The sequence below is a fragment of the Cupriavidus sp. OV096 genome, from assembly GCF_900115455.1.
GTDB lineage: Bacteria > Pseudomonadota > Gammaproteobacteria > Burkholderiales > Burkholderiaceae > Cupriavidus.
Genome location: NZ_FOWM01000004.1, coordinates 400,630 through 421,265, shown reverse-complemented (window position 1 = coordinate 421,265; position 20,636 = coordinate 400,630). Strand labels below are relative to the sequence as shown.

Genomic DNA, 20,636 nt, shown 5'->3' with positions numbered 1-20,636 from the left:
CAGACTTCTCAGGCGTTGTGGGGGGTGCCGGTGCAGCATCGGATACCGCGTCGGCATCGAGATCCCGATGCACGGTTCGCCCCCCGTATCGCTCCTGCAACCGTTTCCACACCCGAGGCGATGTATGCGTTCGCTGACTTGTCCGAATTCTCTATGGATTCAACGTGCTACGAGAGGGTGGCACAGGCATCGCTCCCCTCTGTCGTGATGTAGCTTCACGGGACATAAGTGCGCCATGGTTATGTTTGGCTGGTAATAATCCGCAGCGCCCTGCGCGCGGGAAGTGTGGGGACAAAGGCGATCGGCAGCATCGCCAACGCCCCGGCGGCATGACCCCCTTTTGCAGGAGAGACCGACATGCCCAAGACAGTGCTGGCTGTATTCGGTACCCGCCCCGAGGCCATCAAGATGGCACCGCTCATCCATCGGCTCAGGGAATCCGCGAATTTCGACCTCCGGGTATGCGTAACGGGCCAGCACCGGCAAATGCTCGACCAGGTACTGCGGCTCTTCGACATCGTTCCGGACTTCGACCTGAACGTCATCAGCCATGGTCAGAGCCTGTCGGACATCACCACGCGTGTGCTTTCCGGCGTGCACTCCGTGCTGGACCGGTTCCTGCCGGATGCCATGCTTGTGCATGGCGACACCACGACCACCCTGGCCGCAACGCTCGCGGCGTTCTATCGCAACGTGGCCGTCGGACACGTCGAAGCGGGACTGCGCACCGGCAATCTCGGCGCCCCCTGGCCTGAAGAGATGAACCGGCGCGTGACCGACGTGATGGCGTCCTGGCATTTCGCGCCGACGCGGCAGGCCCGGGAAGCGTTGTTGCGCGAAGGTGTCGATCCCTGCGGCATCAGCCTGACTGGCAACACCGGCATTGACGCCCTGCTGCGGGTCAAGGCCCGACTGGATGCCGATGTGCAGATGCGTTGCCAACTTAGCGCGCGCTATCCCTTCCTGGATGCGTCGCGCAGGCTCGTGCTGGTAACGGGGCATCGTCGCGAGAACTTCGGTACGCCATTCGAGCGCCTGTTCACCGCGCTGCGCGCGTTGGCGGACCGCAATCCGGATATCCAGATCGTCTACCCGGTGCATCTCAACCCGCGCGTGCGAGAACCGGTGCAGGCGATCCTGAGCGGGCATCCGGACATCCACCTGATCGAGCCCCAGGACTACCTGCCCTTCGTGTTCCTGATGTCGCGCGCCCACCTGATCATCACCGATTCGGGCGGCATCCAGGAGGAAGCGCCGGCGCTGGGCAAGCCGGTACTGGTCACGCGGGAAACCACCGAGCGGCCGGAAGCCGTGGCCGCCGGCACAGCGCGGCTGGTGGGTACCGATCCGGCAAGGCTCATCGTGGCGGCAGAACAGTTACTGAACGATGCGGAGGCCTACGCGCGCATGGCGCGTGCCCACAACCCGTTCGGCGACGGCCGCGCCAGCGAACGCATCGTGCAGGCGCTGGAGGGCGAGCACCCCGGTGCATATGGGGAATGCGGCGACGAGTCGGCCGATGCCGACGCCGTCAGCCTGTAGTACAGGACCTGTCCTGGCGACATCGGCGGTTCAGCGCAACCGCCCGCCGGGCTGGTAGTTGGTCAAGAGGAGCGAAGCAATGAACCTCTCACGTATTGCAGCAGCAGCAACAGCTGTGGCTGTCGCGGGTGCCACGGCACCCGCCACCACCTTTGCCGCATTGACCGGCGAAGCGACGACGGCGACGGCTGGCGCGCCGCTCTACCTGCCCGCGAGTCCGGCGGACCCCGGAGGGCTGGCAGGCTACGACCATGGCGTCCAGCTCGACTTCGCCTACGAATCCGAAGGCAAGGGCAAGGACAAGGCGCAAAAAGACAAGATCAAGGCTAAACAGCCGAAGAAGGTCAAAGCCGGGCCAAAAGTGCGTTCGGGCCAGTACACGCTTGCACCGGCGCCGGCGGCCGAGCCGGACTGACGGCCGTTCAGGCACACGCACGCATACGCGTATGTACGCGTCGCGGCCGCCTGGCTTGTACCGGGAGGCAAACCGATATTCATCGCGTTGGGAGATGACCGTGTTCAACCAACTCCAATCTTTCCTGCGGCGCACGAGCGCGTTGATGCTCCTTGCGCTCGCGTTGGCCGCTGTCTTGCCGGCCATGACGCATGCCGCCACCAACCAGATCGCACTGCTGGTGCCCGATGGCCTCAGCCTTCCCGATCCGCGCGTCTCGGCGTGGCTGGACGCCGCACAGGAAGAGGGACTGAAGATCACCGTCATCAACGACACGCAATTCCAGCAGGGGATTACCCCCGCCCAGTTCTCCGGCGTGATCCTGCCAGACCAGGTCCATGTGAATGCGAGCGATGCGCTGATCGCGGCGCTCGATACGTATGCGAACCAGGGCGGGCAACTGATGCTGGTGTACGACTTCGGCGCGCTGACCACCACGGGGTTCTATGCATCGCCCAAAAGCCGGCTCAGCAGCCTGGCCGGCGTTGACTACGTGCTCTACGACCAGCTGCTCGGTAACATGATTGGCGTGGGACCGATCACCGCATTGGGGACCACGCTCAGGACCCTGCAGGTGCCGCCGGGAAAATCCATGGTGTGGGATGCGGCGGGCACCGATCCCGTGGAAGGCATCTCGGGCTATGTCTACGGCTTCCTGATCTATCCGAGTTTCGTCACCCAAGGCACCTATACGGGCACCGCCCTGGTGACCTCGCCGAACTTCGGTCTCGTGGCGGGGTTGCGCAATGTCGGATCGGGGCGGGTGCTGTTCGTCAACTTGCCACTTTCGTACCTGAAGGGCCAGACGGACGGCATGCTGATGCACGGCTTCCTGCGCTACTTCGGCAGCAACCTGATGAAGATGGCGCGCCTCTCGGCCCAGCCTCAGGCACGTGGCGGCCTGGTGCTGAACTGGCACTTCTGCGCGGGTGACCAGGTTGCACCCGCGAACGTTCTCAAGAGCCGGGGTACCTTCAACAACGGCCCCTTCTCCATTTCCATCACGGCGGGTCCGGACCAGATCACCGGCGGTGACGCCAAAGGCGTCAACCTGTCCGGCAACATCACGGCCCAACAGCTGGTGGCGTACCTGCTGTCCAAGGGGCACCGGATTGGCAGTCATGGGGGCTGGATTCATGATTTCTGGGGCGCCAACGCCAGCGAGACCAACCAGGCCACCTTCGAGCAGTACCTGGTGATGAACAAGCAAAGCGTGGAGAGTGCCACCGCGATACCGGCCGTCGAATACGCCGCGCCGGAAGGCAATACACCGCAGTGGTCCGTCAATTGGCTGGAGGCCAACGGCAACAGCAGTTATTACTTCCTCGGCCATACGGGCATGGCACCGACGCGGAGTTATCGCAATGGCGTGCTGTCGAACAACACCATCCGTGCCTTCCCGGTGATGCCGTTCGGGCCCTATGCCACGTTCGAAGAGTTCGATGAGTTCAACGTTCCGGCTGCCACCATCACCACCTGGTACCGGCAACTGATCGACTTCGTGGTGAAGAATCGCACCGGCCGGCTGATCTACATGCATCCGCGGGGCGCCGCCGACTACCCGACGGTGCTCAATGCCCTGTTCAACAAAGCCGCCAACCTGAAGGCCAGCGGGCAGTTCAACTGGTACACGATGGATACCCTGGCGCAGTTCGGCCAGCGTCGCGAGCAGACCACCTGGCAGGCCACCGATACCGGCAACGCATGGTCGTTCCAGGCCAGCCACCCGACCGACCTGACCGACATGGCCTGGGTCCTGCCGCGCTCCGGCTATAGCCAGCCGGTGGTGACGCAGGGACTCGCCACGGTGACGTGGGATGCCGCCAACTGGATCGTCACCGCTACGGGGGGCAACTCGCTGGCATTCGTCGCCGGCAAGCACTGATGCGCGGGGTTGGCTGCGGCAGCATGGCAAGCCCCACGGAAAACGACACGGGAGGGCATTGAGCATGCGCCTGGTGTATCGCCTGTTTCTCTCGATGAACGCACTGCTGGTCTTCAGCATGTCCGCGCCCGAGACGAAGGCCACGGAAGCACCTGTGAGGGGCGAATCGTTCGCCCGCGGGTCCGTCCCTCCGAAAACCGCCACCAGGCCGTCGCCAGGAACCGTGACGCTCGCCGCTGCCGGACCCGGTGCCGGCGCGATGGAAGTTGCGATGCCGATGCTGGACACGCTGGAAAGCGATGGCGCGCCTGAGCCAGCGCTGCGCCCCCGCCCCCGCTCCAACGTCGCGGCGCTGAAGCCGCCCCTGCGCGAGGAAACCCGGGCGATCGCGCGGCCCATGACGGTCGTGCTGATGCTGATCGTGGGGTTGGTGCTCTTCTATGCCGTTCGTCACTACCTGTTCACGCTGAACCGGCTGTTCGGGGAGCAGCGCCACCCGTACCTGGACATCGACATCGCGGACTGGCCCACCCTGACCGTGCTGGTCGCGGCACATAACGAGGAGGCGGTGATCGCCGGGTCGCTGAAGTGCCTGCTGCACGCGGACTATCCCGTCGATCGGCTCACCATCATGCCCGTCAATGACCGCTCCAGCGACCGCACGCGCGAGATCATCGACGACTTCGTCCGGCAATACCCGGGCCGTGTCACGCCGTTCCACCGCACGAGTGGCAAGCCCGGCAAGGCCGCCGCCCTGAAGGATGCCAGCGAGGCCGTCGCCAGCGACATCATCATCGTGTTCGATGCGGACTACCTGCCGCCTGTAAATTTGCTCAAGCAACTGGTGGCCCCGTTCTTCGATCCCGAGGTTGGCGCAACCATGGGCCGCGTGGTGCCGCTGAACCTGGGCAGCAACCTGCTGACGCGGTTGCTGGACCTGGAACGCTCTGGCGGCTACCAGGTGGACCAGCAGGCGCGCATGAACCTGAGCCTGGTGCCGCAGTATGGCGGTACCGTCGGCGGCGTCAGGATGCGGGCACTGCGCAGCGTGGGCGGCTGGCACGACGATGTGCTGGCCGAAGACACGGACGTGACCTACCGGCTGCTGCTGGCCAACTGGAAGACGGTCTACCAGAACTGGTCGGAATGCTATGAGGAGGTGCCAGAGACCTGGCCGGTGCGCATACGACAGATCATGCGCTGGACCAAGGGCCACAATCAGGCGTTGTTTCGACACGGGCTGAAGATGGCCACCTGCCGGCACCACGGTCTGTTCGAAAAGATCGACGGCGTGGCGTTGCTCGGCATCTACATGATGGCGCCGCTGATGCTGCTCGGCTGGCTGATGGCCATCCTGCTGTTCTATGCCGGCGGTCTTTCGCTGTTCGGTGAAGCCGTGATCCTGTTCGCGCTGATGTCGTATGGGACGCTCGGGAATTTTGCGGCGTTCTTCGAGATCGCGGCTGCCGTCTACCTGGACGGCACACGTGAACGCATCCGCCTGCTGCCACTGAACTACTTCGGCTTCCTGGTCAGCATGCTGGCCGTGTCGCGCGCCATCTTCAGCCAGGTGGTCTTCGACTACCTGCTGCGCCGCGAAATGCGGTGGGACAAGACGGCGCGCTACCGGCAGAGGAGCTGACCATGTGGCCCCTGCTGCTCGGCACGCTCACCATGCTGGTCTTTGCGCTGCCGCTGTTGCCGTCCGTGATCGAGTGGCGGCGCCGCCGCGATACCCACCCGCTGGCCATCGATGGCGAACATACGCTGGACGTCGCGGCGGTGGCGGCGGGATTCCGCGCGCTCGCCGCGCGGCATGGCGATGGCAACGGCCTGCACGCCGTGGCACACCCACTCGACGACCTGGGCCCCGTAGTCCATGTCACTGGCAAGTTCATGCCGAAGGCGGCGGAGGCATTCGATGGCGTGTGCGAGCGCGCCATCGTCACCGGCGGATCGCTGGTGCTTCCGGATCTCCACACGTTTTCCCGGCCTATCTACGGCCGCCGCAGTATTTCCACGGGCCGGCGCAATCGCACGCAGGTACTGCTGTCCGAAGGCGAGATCCTGATGCGCAGCGGCAGCGAGCTGCAGCGCTGGGCGCATGCGCGCAGTATCCACGTGGAGGCGAAGGGGCGCTTGCTCGGGCCAGCTTCGGCGCTGTACGGCATCCGCCTGGAAGACGAATGCGAGTTCACCTCGGTCAGCGCCGCGGTGATCTGGTTCGGCCCACGCCACGCTGGCGTGCCATTCGACATGGATGCCGCCGCACCGGCCGGGGGAGACTGGGCCCATGCCGTCATCGTGCCGCCCGAAGCCAGGGACGGCCGCTGGCTGGTCACGCATGATCTGACATTTCCCGCCAGCACCTTGTATCGCGGCGACCTTGTCGTGCATGGCGACTTGTGGATCGGCACCGGGGCGCGCATCATTGGCAGCGTCAAGGCAAGCGGTGGCATCTGGCTGGGTACGCGGGTGCGCATCGACGGGGCCCTGATTGCCGCGGGCGCCATCTCGGTGGCGCGCGAATGCGTCATCGCCGGACCCGTGGCCGCCGAGCGCGAGATCGATGTCGGCGCGCGCTGTACGATCGGCACAGCGGACAAATGCACCACCCTGGTGGCGCCGGTGCTTCGCGTGTGCGCCGGAACAGTGGTTTATGGCGCGGCATGCGCCCCGGAGGGAGGAAGGGTCTTGTCGGATGGCCATGCGGCCACTCCACCATGCCCCGGCACACCATGAAGACATTGCTCACGCTGCTCCTCCTGATTGCCACCAGCCTCACCGCGCCGGCGCGCGCCGCCGAGCTGGTGATGGCCGACTACCAGCGGCCCGACGGGGCGATCACGACCTATTTCAACGGGGACTCGATCGATCCGTACTTTGCGTCGAAGGCACTGCTGGCGGCGCAGGACGCCGGCATGACCACGCGAACCGCGGCCATCCGCTGGATCGGCTGGCTGCTTCCGCGCCAGCACGCGGACGGACGCTTCGACCGTTACTGCGTGAAAGGCCAGCGCTTCGTCTCGTGCCAGGAGGCTGACGCCGACGACGCGTTGATGGCGGTCTGGATGGAATTGCTGGTACGCGCGGCGCCGCCCAAGGGCATGCCGCCGGCGTGGCAGGCCAGTTTCGACAAGGCGAGCCGGCACCTGGACACCCTGCGCGCCCCGGCTTCCGGCGTCTACCTGATCTCGGCCAAGCTTCCGGTGGCCCTGCTGATGGACAACGTGGAAGTGTCGAGTGCCTTCAAGGCTGTCGGCGACTATCACCGGCGCCGCGGCGATGCCGCAGGCGCCGCCGGCTGGATGCGCAAGGCCGAACAGCTCGACAAGGACATCCTGCGGGTGTTCTGGCGCCCCAACCTGGGCTACCTCGTCAGCACCCAGCCACGCACCGAGTCGGAGTTCTACCCGGACGCCGTGGCGCAGATCTTCCCCATCCTGGCCGATATCCGGCCCGCCAGCCGGCCCCATGCGGCGGCCTACGCGTTGTGGATGAAGGAGAACCGCATGGTCTGGCTGCAGATGTCCGAGGCCGACTTTCCGTGGGGACTGGTGGCCCTGGTGGCCGACAAGATGGGAGACAAGGAAGCGATTGCGTGCTGGCGCATGCGCTCCATCCAGTTCCGGCATGGCACGCACTGGAATGTCCTGGAGGAGGCGCTGTACCTGGCATTCGCGTCACGCCTCACTGCGGAACAGGTGGTGGCACCGCCTCCGGCTGGCATGCGGTGTCGCTGATTTGCATCACCCGCGACCATAACCTGCCCTTCGGGCCAGTTCGCATCGACCGCCCATGGCGAAGCGGTGTATGGTGCATCGGCAGCTTGCGGGCCGGAGGCTCCTGGCAGGGCCTTCCGTGCGACATCGATTCACGATCGAGAGGATACGCATGGCAAAGCACTCCGATACCAGAACCAACGGCACCCGTGCCTTGCCCCTGCTGGGCATGCTGGCACTGCTCGCCGCCACCGATGTCCGCGCCCAGGCGGAAGCCACGCCGCCAAGAACATTCGCGCCGCTGCTCACCGGTTTCATCGAAGGCGGCCTCGGCCACGCCAACCTCTCCGGCGACAATGCCAACTGGAACGACCAGTACGTGCGAGGCGGGGTCAATTTCACCCCGAAGGACTACGTCACTGGCGAAATCAGCCACCAGAGCCATTTTGGCGATCAGGGCACGTTCTTCGGCCTGGGCTACACGCGCACCTTCGACGAGAACTGGTATGGCTTCATCAGCGCCGGCACCAGCGCGGGCGGCTTCTTCCTGCCCGAGTTCCGGGCCGATGGGTTGCTGTTCCGCAAACTGCTCGAGAAGAAGAACCTGGTGGCGAGCGTTGGCTTTACCTACTACCGCGCCAAGGATGTCTATACCGACAAGACCCTGCTGCTTGGCCTGACCTATTACTTCGACGCGCCCTGGATCCTCCAGTTGGGCGCACGGCTGAACCGCAGCGACCCGGGCAATGTCCGCTCCAATCGCGGCATTGTCGCCATTGCCTACGGCCGCGACAAGGATCAGTTCATCACATTGAAGTACGACGGCGGCAGCGAAGCCTACCAACTGACCGGCGAGCAGGCCCTGCTGAGCGACTTCAAGAGCCATGAGGTCTCGCTGACCTGGCGTAAATGGATTACCAAGCGCTATGGCATCAACCTGCGCGCCATCTACTACGACAACCCGTCCTATACGCGCAAGCAGGCGGAAATCGGGGTCTTCGCGGAGTTCTAGCCATGACGCACCCTCACGGACATACTGCCGCCACCCGCGACCAGAGCGACGCGCTTGGCCTGACCACCCTGTGCCTGGCCAGGCATCGCTCTCTGGACCACCTGACGTTATCCCTTCCCACCATCGCGGGAATCATGCTCGTACCGGCGGGATTCAACCTGGCCGAGTGGATGCTGCGCGACGATATCAGCTGGCTGTGGGCGGGCGTGCTGCGCTTCTGGATCGACAAGCTCGGCATCGATGGTGTCGTCCTCGAACAGTTGACCCGGGTGGCATGGTTCGACTTCAACCTGCCTTACACCACTGTCGTTGCACCGGCGCCGGACACGGTGACATGGGGCATGACGCTGATCGCGACGCTCGCGGTCTGCCTGATGGCCTTTCGGATACGGGACCTGTATTTGCCGTTGCGATACTTCCTGCTGTTCGCGGTGTTCATCCAGGGCACGGCGCTCCTGTTCTTCGCGGTGGCGCCGCATAGCTTTCCGTATACGGCCAGCCGCTATGTGGACAACGGCCTGAAGACCTGCGCCAGCTTGCTGTTCCTGTTGCCATGGGGACATGCGCTTGTCTATTACATCTTCGACTTCTCCTGGCCGAAGAAGATATTCCTGACGTTGCTCACGCTGGTGTTCATTATCATCGCGGTGCCGATGCAGCTGACGTTGCACGTTTACCTGATGGTGTCCTGTTCATTGTTGTTGATGCCGCTGCTGTCGTTTGTGTTCGGTCCCACGATGCTGGTGTTCGGATGTATTGCGTTGTATGGGTGGGCGATGAGTTGGGAGAGGGTCGAACGGTAGCGCGTAGTGCGTTGTGGAAGCGGGCATCAGCCCGCCCCTTTAGCGCTGCGTCGGCCCTCGACGGCGCAGGAAGTTAGCCTGTCTCTTTGACGCCCGCATCGAGAATGCGCTTGTAGAAGCCAATCTCGTTGATGATCGCCTTTCCGCTATTGGCTCGCAGCAGTGCCATCTGCTGCTGCGCGCGCGCCGTGTCGCCTCGTTTCGCCGCGACGTAGCCCAAGAGCATCCACGGATAGCCTGCGCTCGGATCGATCTGGGTGGACCAGGTCGGCGCGTGCGCACTCAGGTAGGCGTAGCCATTGTCATATCGGCGCTGTGTGGACACCGCATCGGCGGACAAGGGGACTTCATAGAGCTGCGGAAACACCTGCGTGACCGTACCGGGATAGAAATTTGGATTGGGCGTGTTCTCGGCATCCGCGACATAAAAGATCGAGCCATCGGATCGGCCCTGAATTCCCGCGGCAACCGATGCGGCAACCCGGTTGTAGTAACTTGCATCCGCATCGCCCAGCGCTTTGAGTGCGTTGGAAAAATCGACCAGCCCCCGATAATTTTCCGTATTGTCTTCCGTGTAGGCGATGCTTGACGGCGTAAAGCTGGCGCAATAGGTCGGATGGGTCGGCGGCGCGTAGTCTTGCCGGAAGACCGAGATCAGGCCGTTCGGCTTTTGCGGGGCAGCCAGATTCGCATACGCGATGGACTTGAGAGCTGGCAGGTTGCGCCGAAACCATTCGATGTCGCCAGTGACTCTCATGTACTCGGATGCCAGCGACAGGAATGTCGACGCATACGAATCGTTGGAGTCGGCGGGACACTGGATCGGGGAATTCAGATCGCCACCAAACTTGACGTCGTTGATGGTGTAGTTCGCAGGGCTGACGTTCCGGATATACAAGTCCATGTAAGTCCGAACTTCATTGGGACGGTCCTTGATGAAGGCGAACAGGCCGATATTCGCAAAATACCAATTGAGCCAGTTGCTGCCAACGCCAACCTGATAGGCGCCGGCAAAGGGGCCCGTGGTAATTTTCAAGGCATCCAGATTGGCGAGGATATCGAAGCCCGAATTCACCTGCGCGACCTGACGGGTGGGGGCCGCGGCAGTCGATTCTGCAGGGTCACCATCGCCGCCACAACCGGCTACGGTCAGCACAAGAGCGGTCAACAGAACCGTTCCCTTGGCGGGAAGGTCATGCAAAGGGTGTAGAGATTTCACTTCCATACTTGGATTGCTTGATTGATGTAAATCGGGGTTCGCCGAGCGCACGATGGGTGTGCGTGCATAGGGACGTTGCCCCAAGGCGTCAAACGCCAAGGGAGCGCTTCGCTGTTGCCAACTGTTACAAGCGGAGAAAAGCGCGGGGGCAGTCGAGGTCACCCTGCGCTAAACAGCACAGGAGAATGGTTGATCACTTGCCTAAGAAAACACCTTGGATCGAGCGCGCAAAGCGACGCTTACCACGCGTGCATTGCTCGTCGCCAGGCTGAAAAGGCAGCGCAGGATATTACCGCAGGGCACCCATCGACGATGGCGCCTGATGCCCCCAAAAAAACGGTGCAGGCGGCGTAAGCCGCGCTGCACCGGCAAACACCCGACTGTCCGGCAGACGGGTCCCAGAGCGATATCAAACTACCAATCAGGCCGCCAGCTGCGCGGGCTGACAGACGCGCAGCAGCGTCTGGAGCCGTGCGCGGTCGAGGTTGCGGCCGATGAAGACGAACTTGCTCTCGCGTGGGCGCGCGTCCCACGGGTCGGCCGGATGGAAGTCCATCAGCCGGTGCACGGCTTGCAGCACGTGGCGGCGGTCGTCGTCCTGCACGGCGACGATGCCCTTCATGCGGAAGACATCGTCGCCCTGCGCGGCCAGCAGGGCCTTGAGCGCGTGTTCCAGGCGCTGGCGGTCGAACGGGGTGTCGAACAGCAGCGAGACGGACGTCACCGACGGATCATGGCGATGGGCGTGGGCGTCGTCGTCAGCGTGGCCGTGCTCGCAGGTCTCGTCGCACACATGATCGTGATCGTGGTCATGGTCGTGCCCCGCGTGCAGGTCGTCCGCCGGCAGCGTGGCCACGCCGGGCGTGAAGCCGCCGATGCCGAGGATGCGCGACAGATCCACCTGGGCGTGGTTCGAGCGCAGGATCTGTGCGCCCTCGTTCAGGTGATGGAGTCGCGCCGCCAGTGCGTCGAGCCGTTCGGCGCTAACCAGATCGGACTTGTTCAGGATGAGGCGGTCCGCCGCCACGATCTGGTCGACCGCCTGGTTGTCGAAGCCGGACAGCTGTGGGTCATCCAGGTGCGACTCGATGTGCACCGCGTCCACCAGCGTCAGGATGCCGTCGAGCGTCACCTGCTTCGCCACGTCGTTGTCCATGAAGAAGGTTGCCGCCACCGGCGTGGGGTCGGCCAGCCCGCTGGTTTCCACGAGGATATGGTCGAAGCGCTCCGGCTGGGCCAGCAGCTTCTGGAGAATCCGCACGAGGTCGGTCCGCACGTCCACCACGCAGCAGATGCAGCCGTTGGTCATCTGGTAGATCTCCTCGTCGGAGGTCATCACCAGGTCCGAATCGACATCCACCTCCCCGAACTCGTTCTCGATCACCGCGATGCGGTGGCCGTGCTTCTGCGTGAGGATGTGGTTGAGCAGCGTGGTCTTGCCGGCGCCGAGAAAGCCGGTAAGGATGGTCACGGGCACGGGCGTGGCTTGCGGGAAGGTCATGATGTCTCCTGGGTGGGAAAGTCGGAATGCACGGCGGCGAGCGTGGCGCGCATGCCGCGCCAGCGCGAGACCAGCCCCGCGTGCTCCACGCCGAACAGGTCCAGCACACGGCCCACGGTATGGCCGACGATGTCGTCCACGCTCTGCGGATGGGCGTAGAACGCCGGCACGGGCGGCATGACGATGGCGCCCATCTCGGTCACCGTGGTCATGTTGCGCAGGTGGACGAGGTGCAGCGGCGTCTCGCGCGCCAGCAGCACCAGCCGGCGGCGCTCCTTGAGCATCACGTCCGCCGCGCGGGTGACGAGGTTGTCCGCCACACCGGTGGCGATGGCGGCCAGCGTGCGCATCGAGCAGGGCGCCACCACCATGCCGTCGCAGCGGAATGAGCCGCTCGCCACGGTCGCGCCGATATCGCGCACGTTGTGCACCACATCCGCCAGCCGCTCCACCTCGGGCCGCTGCATGCCGAGTTCGTGATGGATCGTCAGCAGCCCGGACGGCGAGCAGACCAGATGCGTCTCCCAGCCCTCCGCCGTGCCAAGCGCCTGGAGCAGCCGCACGCCGTAGGCCGCGCCGCTGGCCCCGGTGATGGCCACGACGAGCCGGCGCGGGGCGCTCATGGCCGGGCCTCCCCAGCTTTGGCAGCCAGGGCTTGCAGCACCTGCTCGGGCCGGATCGGGTAGTGGCGGAAGCGCACCCCGATGGCGTCGTACACCGCGTTGGCGATGGCCGGGCCGATGGCGACGATCGGGTCCTCGCCCACTCCCTTGGCACCGAACGGCCCGCCCGGGTCCGGCGCGGCTTCCAGCAGGATCGTGTGGATCGGCGGCATGTCCATCGCCAGCGGCATCTTGTAGTCCACGAAGTTGGCATTGAGCGAGCGCCCGGTCTGCATGTCGATCTGGTAGTCCTCGTACAGCGTATGGCCGATGCCCTGCTGGATGCCGCCCTCGATCTGGCCCGCCGCCGCCACTGGGTGGATGACCTTGCCGATGTCGTGAACGGGCACCACCTGCGCCACGGTGATGAAGCCGGTCTCGGTATCGACCTCCACTTCCACGAAATGCGCGGCGAACGAGTACGACTTCGTCGGGTGATAGGTAGCGGTGCCGACGAACTGCGCAGCGGGCAGGCCCTTGCGCGGCATGACCGCCTCGCGCACGGTCAGCGTGGGGCCGGGGCGGTCGCGTACGGCAATCACGCCGTTGGCGATGTCGAGCTGCTCCGGCGTGGTCTCCATCTGTGCGGCAGCACGGGCCAACAACTGCGTCTTGATCTCGCCAGCGGCCATCTGCGCCGCGCGCCCGACCATATAGGTGGTGTGGCTGGCGAAGGCGCCGATGTCCCACGGCACCACGTCCGTATCGCCATGGACCACGCTCACGCAATCGAAGGGGATGCACAACTCCTCCGCCACGATCTGCGCCAGCGCAGTGTGCGCGCCGGTGCCGAGCCCGGCGGCGCCGGTCAGCAGCACCACGGTGCCATCCTCGTTCATCTTGATGATGGCGTTGCCCTGCTCCTTGATGCCGGGGTAGGCGCTGCTGCCGTGCATCTCGCAGCCCACGCCCCAGCCGCGTCGGATCACGCCCTGCTGCTGGCGCGTCTCCGCGCGCCGCTGCGCCCAGCCGGTGGCCTCGATGCCCTTGCGGATGCAGGCTTCCAGCCCGTGGCCGATCAGCGGATGGTTGGACGGTGCGATATCGCCCTCGCGCACCGCGTTGCGCAGCTTCAGTTCCGCAGGGTCCAGGCCGAGGTGGGCGGCGGCCTCATCCATCTGGATATCGAGCGCGTAGTAGGTCTGCACCACGCCGTAGCCCCGGAACGCGCCGGCGATGGGGCTGTTGGTGTAGACGCACCGCCCCTCCAGTCGCACGTTCTCGCAGCGGTAGAGCGAGACCATCGCCGCGGTGCCGACGTTGGTCACGCCGGGCCCGTGCGAGCCATAGGCGCCCGAGTTGAACACCACCTTGGCCTCGCGCGCGGTGATCGTGCCGTCGTTGCGGAAGCCCTGGCGCAGCCAGACCCGCGCCGGGTGGCGCGTCCGGCCGCCGAGGAAGGTCTCCTCGCGTGTGTATTCCATGCGCACCGGGCGGCGCGTCTCGCGGGCCAGCAGCGCGCACAGGAACTCGCTCTGGAACAGGTCCTGCTTGGCGCCGAAGCCGCCGCCCATGTGATCCACCAGCACGCGCACCTTGTGCAGCGGCAGGCCCAGCACCTCGGCCATGATCCCGCGCACCATGAAGGCGGTCTGCGTGGAGATCCACACGGTCAGGTTGCCGTTGCCGTCCCATTTGCAGGTCAGCACGTTCGGTTCCATGTAGGCCGGGGTGGGGCGGCCGCCCTCGTAGACGCCTTCGAGGATGAAGTCGGCCGTGGCGAAACCCTTGTCCACATCGCCACGCTCGATCCGCACCGGTGGCAGCACGAGGTTGCCGCCAGGCTCGCGGTCGTGGATCAGCGGTGCGCCGGGCGCGGCGGCATCGTCCACGGTGAACACGGCGGGCAGCGGCTCGTACTCGACCTCGATCAGCTCGACGGCGCGCGCAGCAATCTCCTCGCTGATGGCGGCCACGACGGCCACGCCTTCGCCCCAGTAGCGCACCTTGTCGTCGAGGATGTACTGGTCGCAGGTGACCGAGGCCGAGCGCGGGTGCGGCGAGCCGGCATGCAGCACGCGCGGCACGTTCTCGTGCGTCAGCACGGCCTTCACGCCGGGCAGCGCCAGCGCGGCCGAGGCGTCGATGCGGCGGATGCGCGCATGGGCGATGTTGCTGCGCTTCATCTTGGCGTGGAGCAGGCCGGCGAGCGGCATATCGGCGACGTACTTCGCGTTGCCGGTGACCTTGTCGAGCAGGTCCGTGCGCTTGACGCTGTGTCCGATCACGGCGTGGGTCATCGCGTGGCCTCCGGTGCATGGCGCAGGGCTTCGGCGGTCTGCTCGATGGCCTCGATGATCTTGGTGTAGCCGGTGCAGCGGCAGATGTTGCCGGCGATGGCGAAGCGGATTTCCTCGCGCGTGGGCTGGGGGTTCTCCTCCAGCAGCGCCTTGGCCATGACCACGAAGCCCGGCGTGCAGAAGCCGCACTGGGCCGCGCCGCAGCGCATGAACTGGTCCTGCACCGGGTGCACGGTGTCGGGGTCGGGCTGGATGCCCTCGATCGTGACCAGCGTGCAGCCGTGCGCCTCGGGCGCCAGCACCAGGCAGGCGTTGGTCGGCTTGCCGTCCATCAGGACCGTGCAGGAGCCGCATTCGCCCACGTCGCAGCCCTTCTTGGTGCCGGTGAGACCGGCGTCATAACGCAGGGCGTCGAGCAGCGTGCTGTGCGGCTCCACCGCGAGTTCGCGGGGCTCGCCGTTGATGGTGAGTGCGATGAGTTGGCGCATCAGTGGGTCTCCGTTTCCTGCAGGGCCAGTTCGATGGCACGGCGCGTCAGTACGCCCACCATCTCGCGGCGGTAATCGGCGCTGGCGCGCACGTCGCTGATCGGGCGGGCGTCTTCCATGGCCGCGTGCGCGGCCTGGAGGACCAGCCCGGCCGAGACGGGGCGGCCGCGCAGCATGGCTTCGGCGTGGACGGCGCGGATCGGCGTGGGGCCCACCGCCGCCAGCACGATGCCGACGTCGAGGCACTGCCCGCGCTCCACCGTGATCGACACCGCCACGCCCACCGTGGCCAGCTCCATCTGCACGCGCCGACCATGCTTGAGGTAGGCCTTGCCGGTGTGGGGCCGGGGCGCCGGCACGGTCAGGCGCGAGACCAGTTCGTCGGCGGCCAGCGCGGTCTTGCCGGCGCCGGTGACAAAGGATTCCACCGGCATCGAGCGCGAGCCGGACAGGCCGTAGAGGTGCACCTGCGCACGGTCGGCAATCAGCGGCGCGAGCGTGTCGGCCGATGGCGACGCGCGGCAGACATTGCCCACCACCGTGGCGCGGTTGCGCACCTGGATCGAGGCGAAGTCGGTCACGGCGCGGGCCAGGCTGGCGTAGTGGCGCCGGGCGATGTCCGAGGTCTCGACCTCCCGCGTGGTGACCAGCGCACCGATGCGCAGGCCCTCCACGGCATCGAACGTCAGCACGTCCATCCCCGGGATCTTCTTGATGTTGATGACCTGCGCGGGCTGGCGGTGCGACTCCTTGATCTGCACGAGCAGGTCGGTGCCGCCCGCCAGCACGCTGGCGCGCCCGCCGCAGCGGTGCAGCAGCGCGGACGCTTCGGCAAGCGTGGCAGGTTCGAGATATTCAAACGCTCTCATCGTGGCTCCTGTGGGGCGGCGTGTCGGTGAAACCATGATGGTTGGCGCACGATCATCGGTAAATACCCATAACCGGATTTATTGATCGTGTTACGCTCTGAATCGACCACCACACCACGCTTCAACAGAAAGCACGGGGGAGACATGGCCAACCTCAGCAACATGAACGTTTCGCTGCGGCAACTGCGCGCCTTTATCGCCGTTGCCGAGGAACTGCATTTCACGCGCGCGGCGGAGAAGCTCAACCTCTCGCAGTCGTCAGTCAGCGCCCTGATCCACGAACTGGAAGGCAACCTCGGCCTCAAGCTGTTCGACCGCCACACGCGGCTCATGCAGATCACCCAGGCCGGCGCCGAATTGCTGCCGATGGTCAAGAAGGCCGTGGCCGACATCGACAGCGTGCTGGAAAACTCCAACGAACTGCGCTCGCTGGGCCGGGGGCGGGTGTCGATTGCGGCGTCGTCGATCCAGGCGGCGCTGATGCTGCCGCGCTTTATCCGCGAGTTCTGCGTTGGGCATCCGGGCGTGAAGGTGGAGTTGCACGATGTGTCCGAGCACGAGGTGCCGCGCATGGTCAGCTCGGGCGAGGTCGATTTCGGTATCGGCACGATTCCGGAGGGCCAGCCGGACCTGACCGCGCACCGTCTCTCGTCGGATGCCTTCGTGATCGTGATGCCGCCGCATCACCCGCTGGCGCGGCGCCGGGAACTGACCTGGGAGGATGTGGCGAAGCTCCCGGTGATCGGCCCGCACCGAGGCAACCCGATCCGCGATTGCCTCGATGCGGCACTGGCGGCGCGCGGGATCACGCTGTCCCGCGTGCACGAGGTCTTCCTGCCGCTGACGATGGTCGGCATGGTCGATGCGGGGCTCGGCATCGCCGTGATGAGCACGGCGGTGACGCGCCTGACGTCAGCGCTGGGGCTGGTCACGGTGGCGCCGCGCGACCCGGCCATCCACCGTGACATCTCCCTGCTGGTGCATGCGGACCGCTCGCTTTCGCCGCCCGCCCAGTCCTTCCGCGACCTGCTGATGAAGCACAAGAAGGAACTGGGCGAGTAGGGCGCGTAAGTCCGATCAGGCGATCTTCTTCGCCATCATCTCCGGCGCCCCGGCGATCCCCCGGGCGTTGAACAGCAGGTTCAGCAGCACCGCGCAGAGCGTGCCGAGCAGGATGCCGTTCTGGCAGAACTTGGCCACCAGTTCCGGCAGCTGCACGAAGAACTTGTCCGCCACCAGCGGGATCATCCCCATGGCGATGCTGACCGCCACGATATAGGCGTTCTTCTTGTTCTCGACAAAATCCACATGGCCGAGGATGCGCACGCCGGTGGCCGCCACCATGCCGAACATCACCAGCGCCGCCCCGCCCAGCACGTACTGCGGGATCGACGCCGCGAAGAACGCCAGCTTCGGCAGGCAGCCCAGCACGATCAGCATGCCGCCCGCCGTGGCGCACACCCAGCGGCTACGCACGCCGGTCACCTGCACCAGCCCCACGTTCTGGGCGTAGGAGGTATAGGTGAAGGTGTTGAACACCGCCCCGACCAGCGCGCCCACGCCATCGGCGCGCAGCCCCCGTGCCAGGTCGTCCGGCGTGACGGGCCGCTCCACGATCTCCCCGAGCGCCAGGAACTGCCCCACGCCCTCGATCATGATCACCACCATCACCACGCACAGCGTGACCGAGGTCATGGCGTCGAAAGTCGGCCAGCCGAAGTGGAACGGCGTGATCAGCTCCACCCAGTGCGCCGTGTGCACGCCCGCGAAGCTGACCTTGCCCATCGACAGCGCGATGACAAAGCCCACCGTGATGCCAATCAGCACCGCGATATTGCACAGGAAGCCCTTGAAGAAGGCGATCATGACCAGTACGGTCAGCAGCACCGCCGCCGCGATGCCGAGGTTGGCGGGCAGGCCGTAGGCCGGATTCGGCACCGGGCCGGTCGGGCTGGCAATCGTCGGGTTGCCGCCCGCTGCCCAGTTGATGCCCACCCGCATCAGCGAGATGCCGATGATAAGCACCACGGTGCCGGTGACCACGGGCGGGAACCAGCGGATCAGCCGGCTGACGTAGGGCGCTGCCACGTAGGTGAACACGCCGGCCACCATCACCGCGCCGAATACGGCGGGCAGGCCGAGCGCGGGGTTGGAGCCGGTGGCGATGATCGGCGCGATGGCGGTGAAAGTGACGCCCATCATCACCGGCAGGCGGATGCCGATCTTCCAGATGCCGATGCTCTGGATCATCGTCACCAGCCCGCAGCAGAACAGGTCGGCGGCAATCAGGAAGGCAATCTGGTCCTTGGGCAGCTTCAGCGCGCCGCCGATGATCAGCGGCACGGCAATGGCGCCCGCGTACATCACGAGCACGTGTTGCAGCCCGAGCGCGGCCAGGCGCAGCGGGGGCAGGACTTCATCGACCGGATGCACGGGCGGTTTCCCGTGGGGGGCGTGGTGGGGGGTCATGCTGTCTCCTTGGTCTTCCAGGCCGGTCGCCGCATGATGGGTCGGAAGGGAGTCGCTGTAGCCGCCCCCCGTGGTCTGTGCCACGTCTTCCGCCACCTGCGTTGTCGTTATCGGGGCAGCATGCCAGCCACCGGTCAGTGGGTAAACAGGCGCCACGGATGAATCGATCGGCAAAGCCGATCAATCTGCCCCTACGGCGCGCTATCTAGGGGCTGGTGGGGGGTACGGCGGCGGGTCAGTGTTTTCCCGTATCGAGCCGCGCCAGCAGTGCCGTGGCGCGAGCCATGGCGGCGGGGTCGATGCGGGCACGGATGCCGTCGAAGGCCGGGCCGCGCGTGGCGTCCAGCCCCATGCGCGAGGTGGTGCCCACGCCGGACGCCGAGGGGTCGAGCGCGCTGCCGGGCAGGCCGTCCACCACCACTACATCCAGATGCGGCTGCAGGTGCGTGGCGATGGCCCACAGCACCTCCTCGTCGCGCGTGATGTCCACATCCTCGTCCACGGCGACCACGGTCTTCAGGTACGGGTCCCAGCCGAGCAGGCCGAGCATGACCTGCCGCGCCTCGCCGGGGCGCGACTGGCGCAGCGCCACGTAGGCGTGGAAGTGCGTGCCGGAACTCGGGTAGTGCACCGCCGTGATACCGGGAAAGCGCTCGCGCAGCTTCTCCACCATCTCCGACTCGCGCGGAATGCGTCCGAGGTTCAGGTGCTCGGCCGAATTGCCGCCGACCACATCGACCAGCCAGGCATCGCGGCGGCGCATCACCGTCTCCACGTGCAGCAGGTTGTTGGTGGAGCGATCGGACGAATAGCCGGTGAACTCGCCGAACGGCCCTTCCTCGACGCGCGCCGACGGGTCGATCACCCCCTCCAGCACGATCTCGGCATGCGCGGGCACGGCGATGCCATAACGCGGCGTCCGTACCACCTCAAGCGGCGCACCGAACAGCCCGCCGGCCACGTGGCGCTCGTCCACGCCATAGGGCAGGCGCGCCGCACCGGCCAGCATGAACAGCGGATGGGCGCCGACCACCATCGCCACCGGCAGCGGCCTGCCAGCCTCCGTGGCGCGCTGGAGCATGCGCCACAGGTGCCCGCGCGAATGCAGGCTGGTGGCGATCTCCGTGGGCGAGTGCAGCATCGACCGGTGATAGCTGGCGTTGCCGATGCCGGTCTCGGGGTCTTCGGCAATCAGGATGGCATTGGTGATGTACGGACCCCGGTCCGTGGCGAAGTGCCGGATCGCGGGAATCGTCGACAGATCGACCTGCTCCTGCACGATGTCCGTCACCGCGCCGCTCGGCAGCACGCGCGGCGGCTGCATGCGGCGGCTGCGCGCTTGGTACTCGGCATGGATGCCGGCCGGCGAGACCCCGCCGAGCATGCGCCCCACGCGCTCGCGCGAGGCGAACAGGTTGGTGACCAGCGGCGTGGCGAGGCCCGCCACGTTCTCGAACACGATGGCCGGATGGCGGTTCTGCGCGGCCAGTGCCCAGACCAGCGCGGTCGGGTCCTGGTCGGCGGCCACGGGCTCGCGCACGGTCAGGACGTCGTCGGGATACGCCGCGCGGTACGCGGCCAGGAAGGTGTGGAAGTCCTGCGAGGTGTCATCGAACCCCGCCGAAGATGGCGAGGATGATGTCGTTGAGGCAGTCATGGCATGGCTCCGCTTGGGTACAGCCTGGTACAACCATCGGGAGTCCGTTGCCGCGCGCGGGCGGGGCCGGGGAGGGCGGCCCGCGCGTGACCAGACGGATGTCAGGATCGAGC

General features: G+C 65.9%; 17 protein-coding genes. 9 read left to right on the top strand and 8 right to left on the bottom strand.

Translation table 11 applies throughout. The annotated features are described in order from the left end of the window. The first annotated feature begins 357 nt into the window (after window positions 1–357). From wecB to BM115_RS12070, 8 genes are all read left to right on the top strand, one after another. A complete protein-coding gene (gene wecB / locus BM115_RS12105) occupies window positions 358–1,542 on the top strand; it encodes a non-hydrolyzing UDP-N-acetylglucosamine 2-epimerase (RefSeq protein WP_092294000.1) in 1,185 nt (394 codons plus the stop codon). Between the two features lie 79 nt (window positions 1,543–1,621). Next, a complete protein-coding gene (locus BM115_RS12100) occupies window positions 1,622–1,957 on the top strand; it encodes a hypothetical protein (RefSeq protein ID WP_092293998.1) in 336 nt (111 codons plus the stop codon). A 145-nt stretch (window positions 1,958–2,102) separates the two neighbouring features. Then, a complete protein-coding gene (locus BM115_RS12095; protein WP_177219900.1) occupies window positions 2,103–3,881 on the top strand; it encodes a polysaccharide deacetylase family protein in 1,779 nt (592 codons plus the stop codon). A 64-nt stretch (window positions 3,882–3,945) separates the two neighbouring features. Next, a complete protein-coding gene (locus BM115_RS12090; protein ID WP_092293994.1) occupies window positions 3,946–5,523 on the top strand; it encodes a glycosyltransferase family 2 protein in 1,578 nt (525 codons plus the stop codon). 2 nt (window positions 5,524–5,525) lie between these two features. Next, window positions 5,526–6,623, top strand: coding sequence for a bactofilin family protein (locus BM115_RS12085; RefSeq protein WP_092293992.1), 1,098 nt, complete (start codon window positions 5,526–5,528; stop codon window positions 6,621–6,623). Next, complete coding sequence (locus tag BM115_RS12080) at window positions 6,620–7,624, top strand: prenyltransferase/squalene oxidase repeat-containing protein (RefSeq protein WP_255370786.1); 1,005 nt, start codon at window positions 6,620–6,622, stop codon at window positions 7,622–7,624. Before BM115_RS12085 ends, BM115_RS12080 begins: the two co-directional genes overlap by 4 nt. Before the next feature lie 151 nt (window positions 7,625–7,775). After that, window positions 7,776–8,615 carry a YaiO family outer membrane beta-barrel protein gene (locus tag BM115_RS12075; protein ID WP_092293990.1) on the top strand — a complete coding sequence of 280 codons (840 nt, stop codon included), beginning with the start codon at window positions 7,776–7,778 and terminating at the stop codon, window positions 8,613–8,615. Window positions 8,616–8,617: 2 nt separating this feature from the next. Then, window positions 8,618–9,418 carry a hypothetical protein gene (locus BM115_RS12070; protein ID WP_092293988.1) on the top strand — a complete coding sequence of 267 codons (801 nt, stop codon included), beginning with the start codon at window positions 8,618–8,620 and terminating at the stop codon, window positions 9,416–9,418. A gap of 73 nt (window positions 9,419–9,491) precedes the next feature. Here the strand turns inward: BM115_RS12070 and BM115_RS12065 are convergent, their stop codons facing one another. From BM115_RS12065 to BM115_RS12040, 6 genes are all read right to left on the bottom strand, one after another. Continuing rightward, complete coding sequence (locus tag BM115_RS12065) at window positions 9,492–10,736, bottom strand: glucosidase family protein (protein ID WP_143093878.1); 1,245 nt, start codon at window positions 10,734–10,736, stop codon at window positions 9,492–9,494. Window positions 10,737–11,058: 322 nt separating this feature from the next. Then, complete coding sequence (locus tag BM115_RS12060; RefSeq protein WP_092293984.1) at window positions 11,059–12,138, bottom strand: CobW family GTP-binding protein; 1,080 nt, start codon at window positions 12,136–12,138, stop codon at window positions 11,059–11,061. Then, on the bottom strand, window positions 12,135–12,761 hold the full coding sequence (locus BM115_RS12055) for a UbiX family flavin prenyltransferase (protein ID WP_092293982.1): 627 nt from the start codon (window positions 12,759–12,761) through the stop codon (window positions 12,135–12,137). Before BM115_RS12055 ends, BM115_RS12060 begins: the two co-directional genes overlap by 4 nt. Next, the gene (locus BM115_RS12050) at window positions 12,758–15,040 is read right to left on the bottom strand and encodes a xanthine dehydrogenase family protein molybdopterin-binding subunit (protein ID WP_092293980.1); all 2,283 of its coding nucleotides are present in this window, start codon (window positions 15,038–15,040) and stop codon (window positions 12,758–12,760) included. Before BM115_RS12050 ends, BM115_RS12055 begins: the two co-directional genes overlap by 4 nt. Further along, a complete protein-coding gene (locus BM115_RS12045; RefSeq protein ID WP_092293978.1) occupies window positions 15,037–15,528 on the bottom strand; it encodes a (2Fe-2S)-binding protein in 492 nt (163 codons plus the stop codon). The genes BM115_RS12050 and BM115_RS12045 overlap by 4 nt, the downstream gene beginning before the upstream one ends. Beyond that, window positions 15,528–16,397 (bottom strand): FAD binding domain-containing protein, encoded by an 870-nt coding sequence (locus BM115_RS12040; protein ID WP_092293976.1) that lies wholly within the window; start codon window positions 16,395–16,397, stop codon window positions 15,528–15,530. The genes BM115_RS12045 and BM115_RS12040 overlap by 1 nt, the downstream gene beginning before the upstream one ends. A 144-nt stretch (window positions 16,398–16,541) precedes the next feature. Between BM115_RS12040 and BM115_RS12035 the strand changes: the two genes are divergently transcribed. Beyond that, window positions 16,542–17,459 (top strand): LysR family transcriptional regulator, encoded by a 918-nt coding sequence (locus tag BM115_RS12035; RefSeq protein WP_092293974.1) that lies wholly within the window; start codon window positions 16,542–16,544, stop codon window positions 17,457–17,459. A 15-nt stretch (window positions 17,460–17,474) separates the two neighbouring features. Here BM115_RS12035 and BM115_RS12030 read toward each other — a convergent pair whose 3' ends face one another. After that, the gene (locus BM115_RS12030) at window positions 17,475–18,866 is read right to left on the bottom strand and encodes a nucleobase:cation symporter-2 family protein (RefSeq protein WP_092293972.1); all 1,392 of its coding nucleotides are present in this window, start codon (window positions 18,864–18,866) and stop codon (window positions 17,475–17,477) included. Window positions 18,867–19,101: 235 nt separating this feature from the next. Beyond that, window positions 19,102–20,523, bottom strand: coding sequence for a UbiD family decarboxylase (locus BM115_RS12025; RefSeq protein WP_092293971.1), 1,422 nt, complete (start codon window positions 20,521–20,523; stop codon window positions 19,102–19,104). Window positions 20,524–20,636 lie beyond the last annotated feature (113 nt).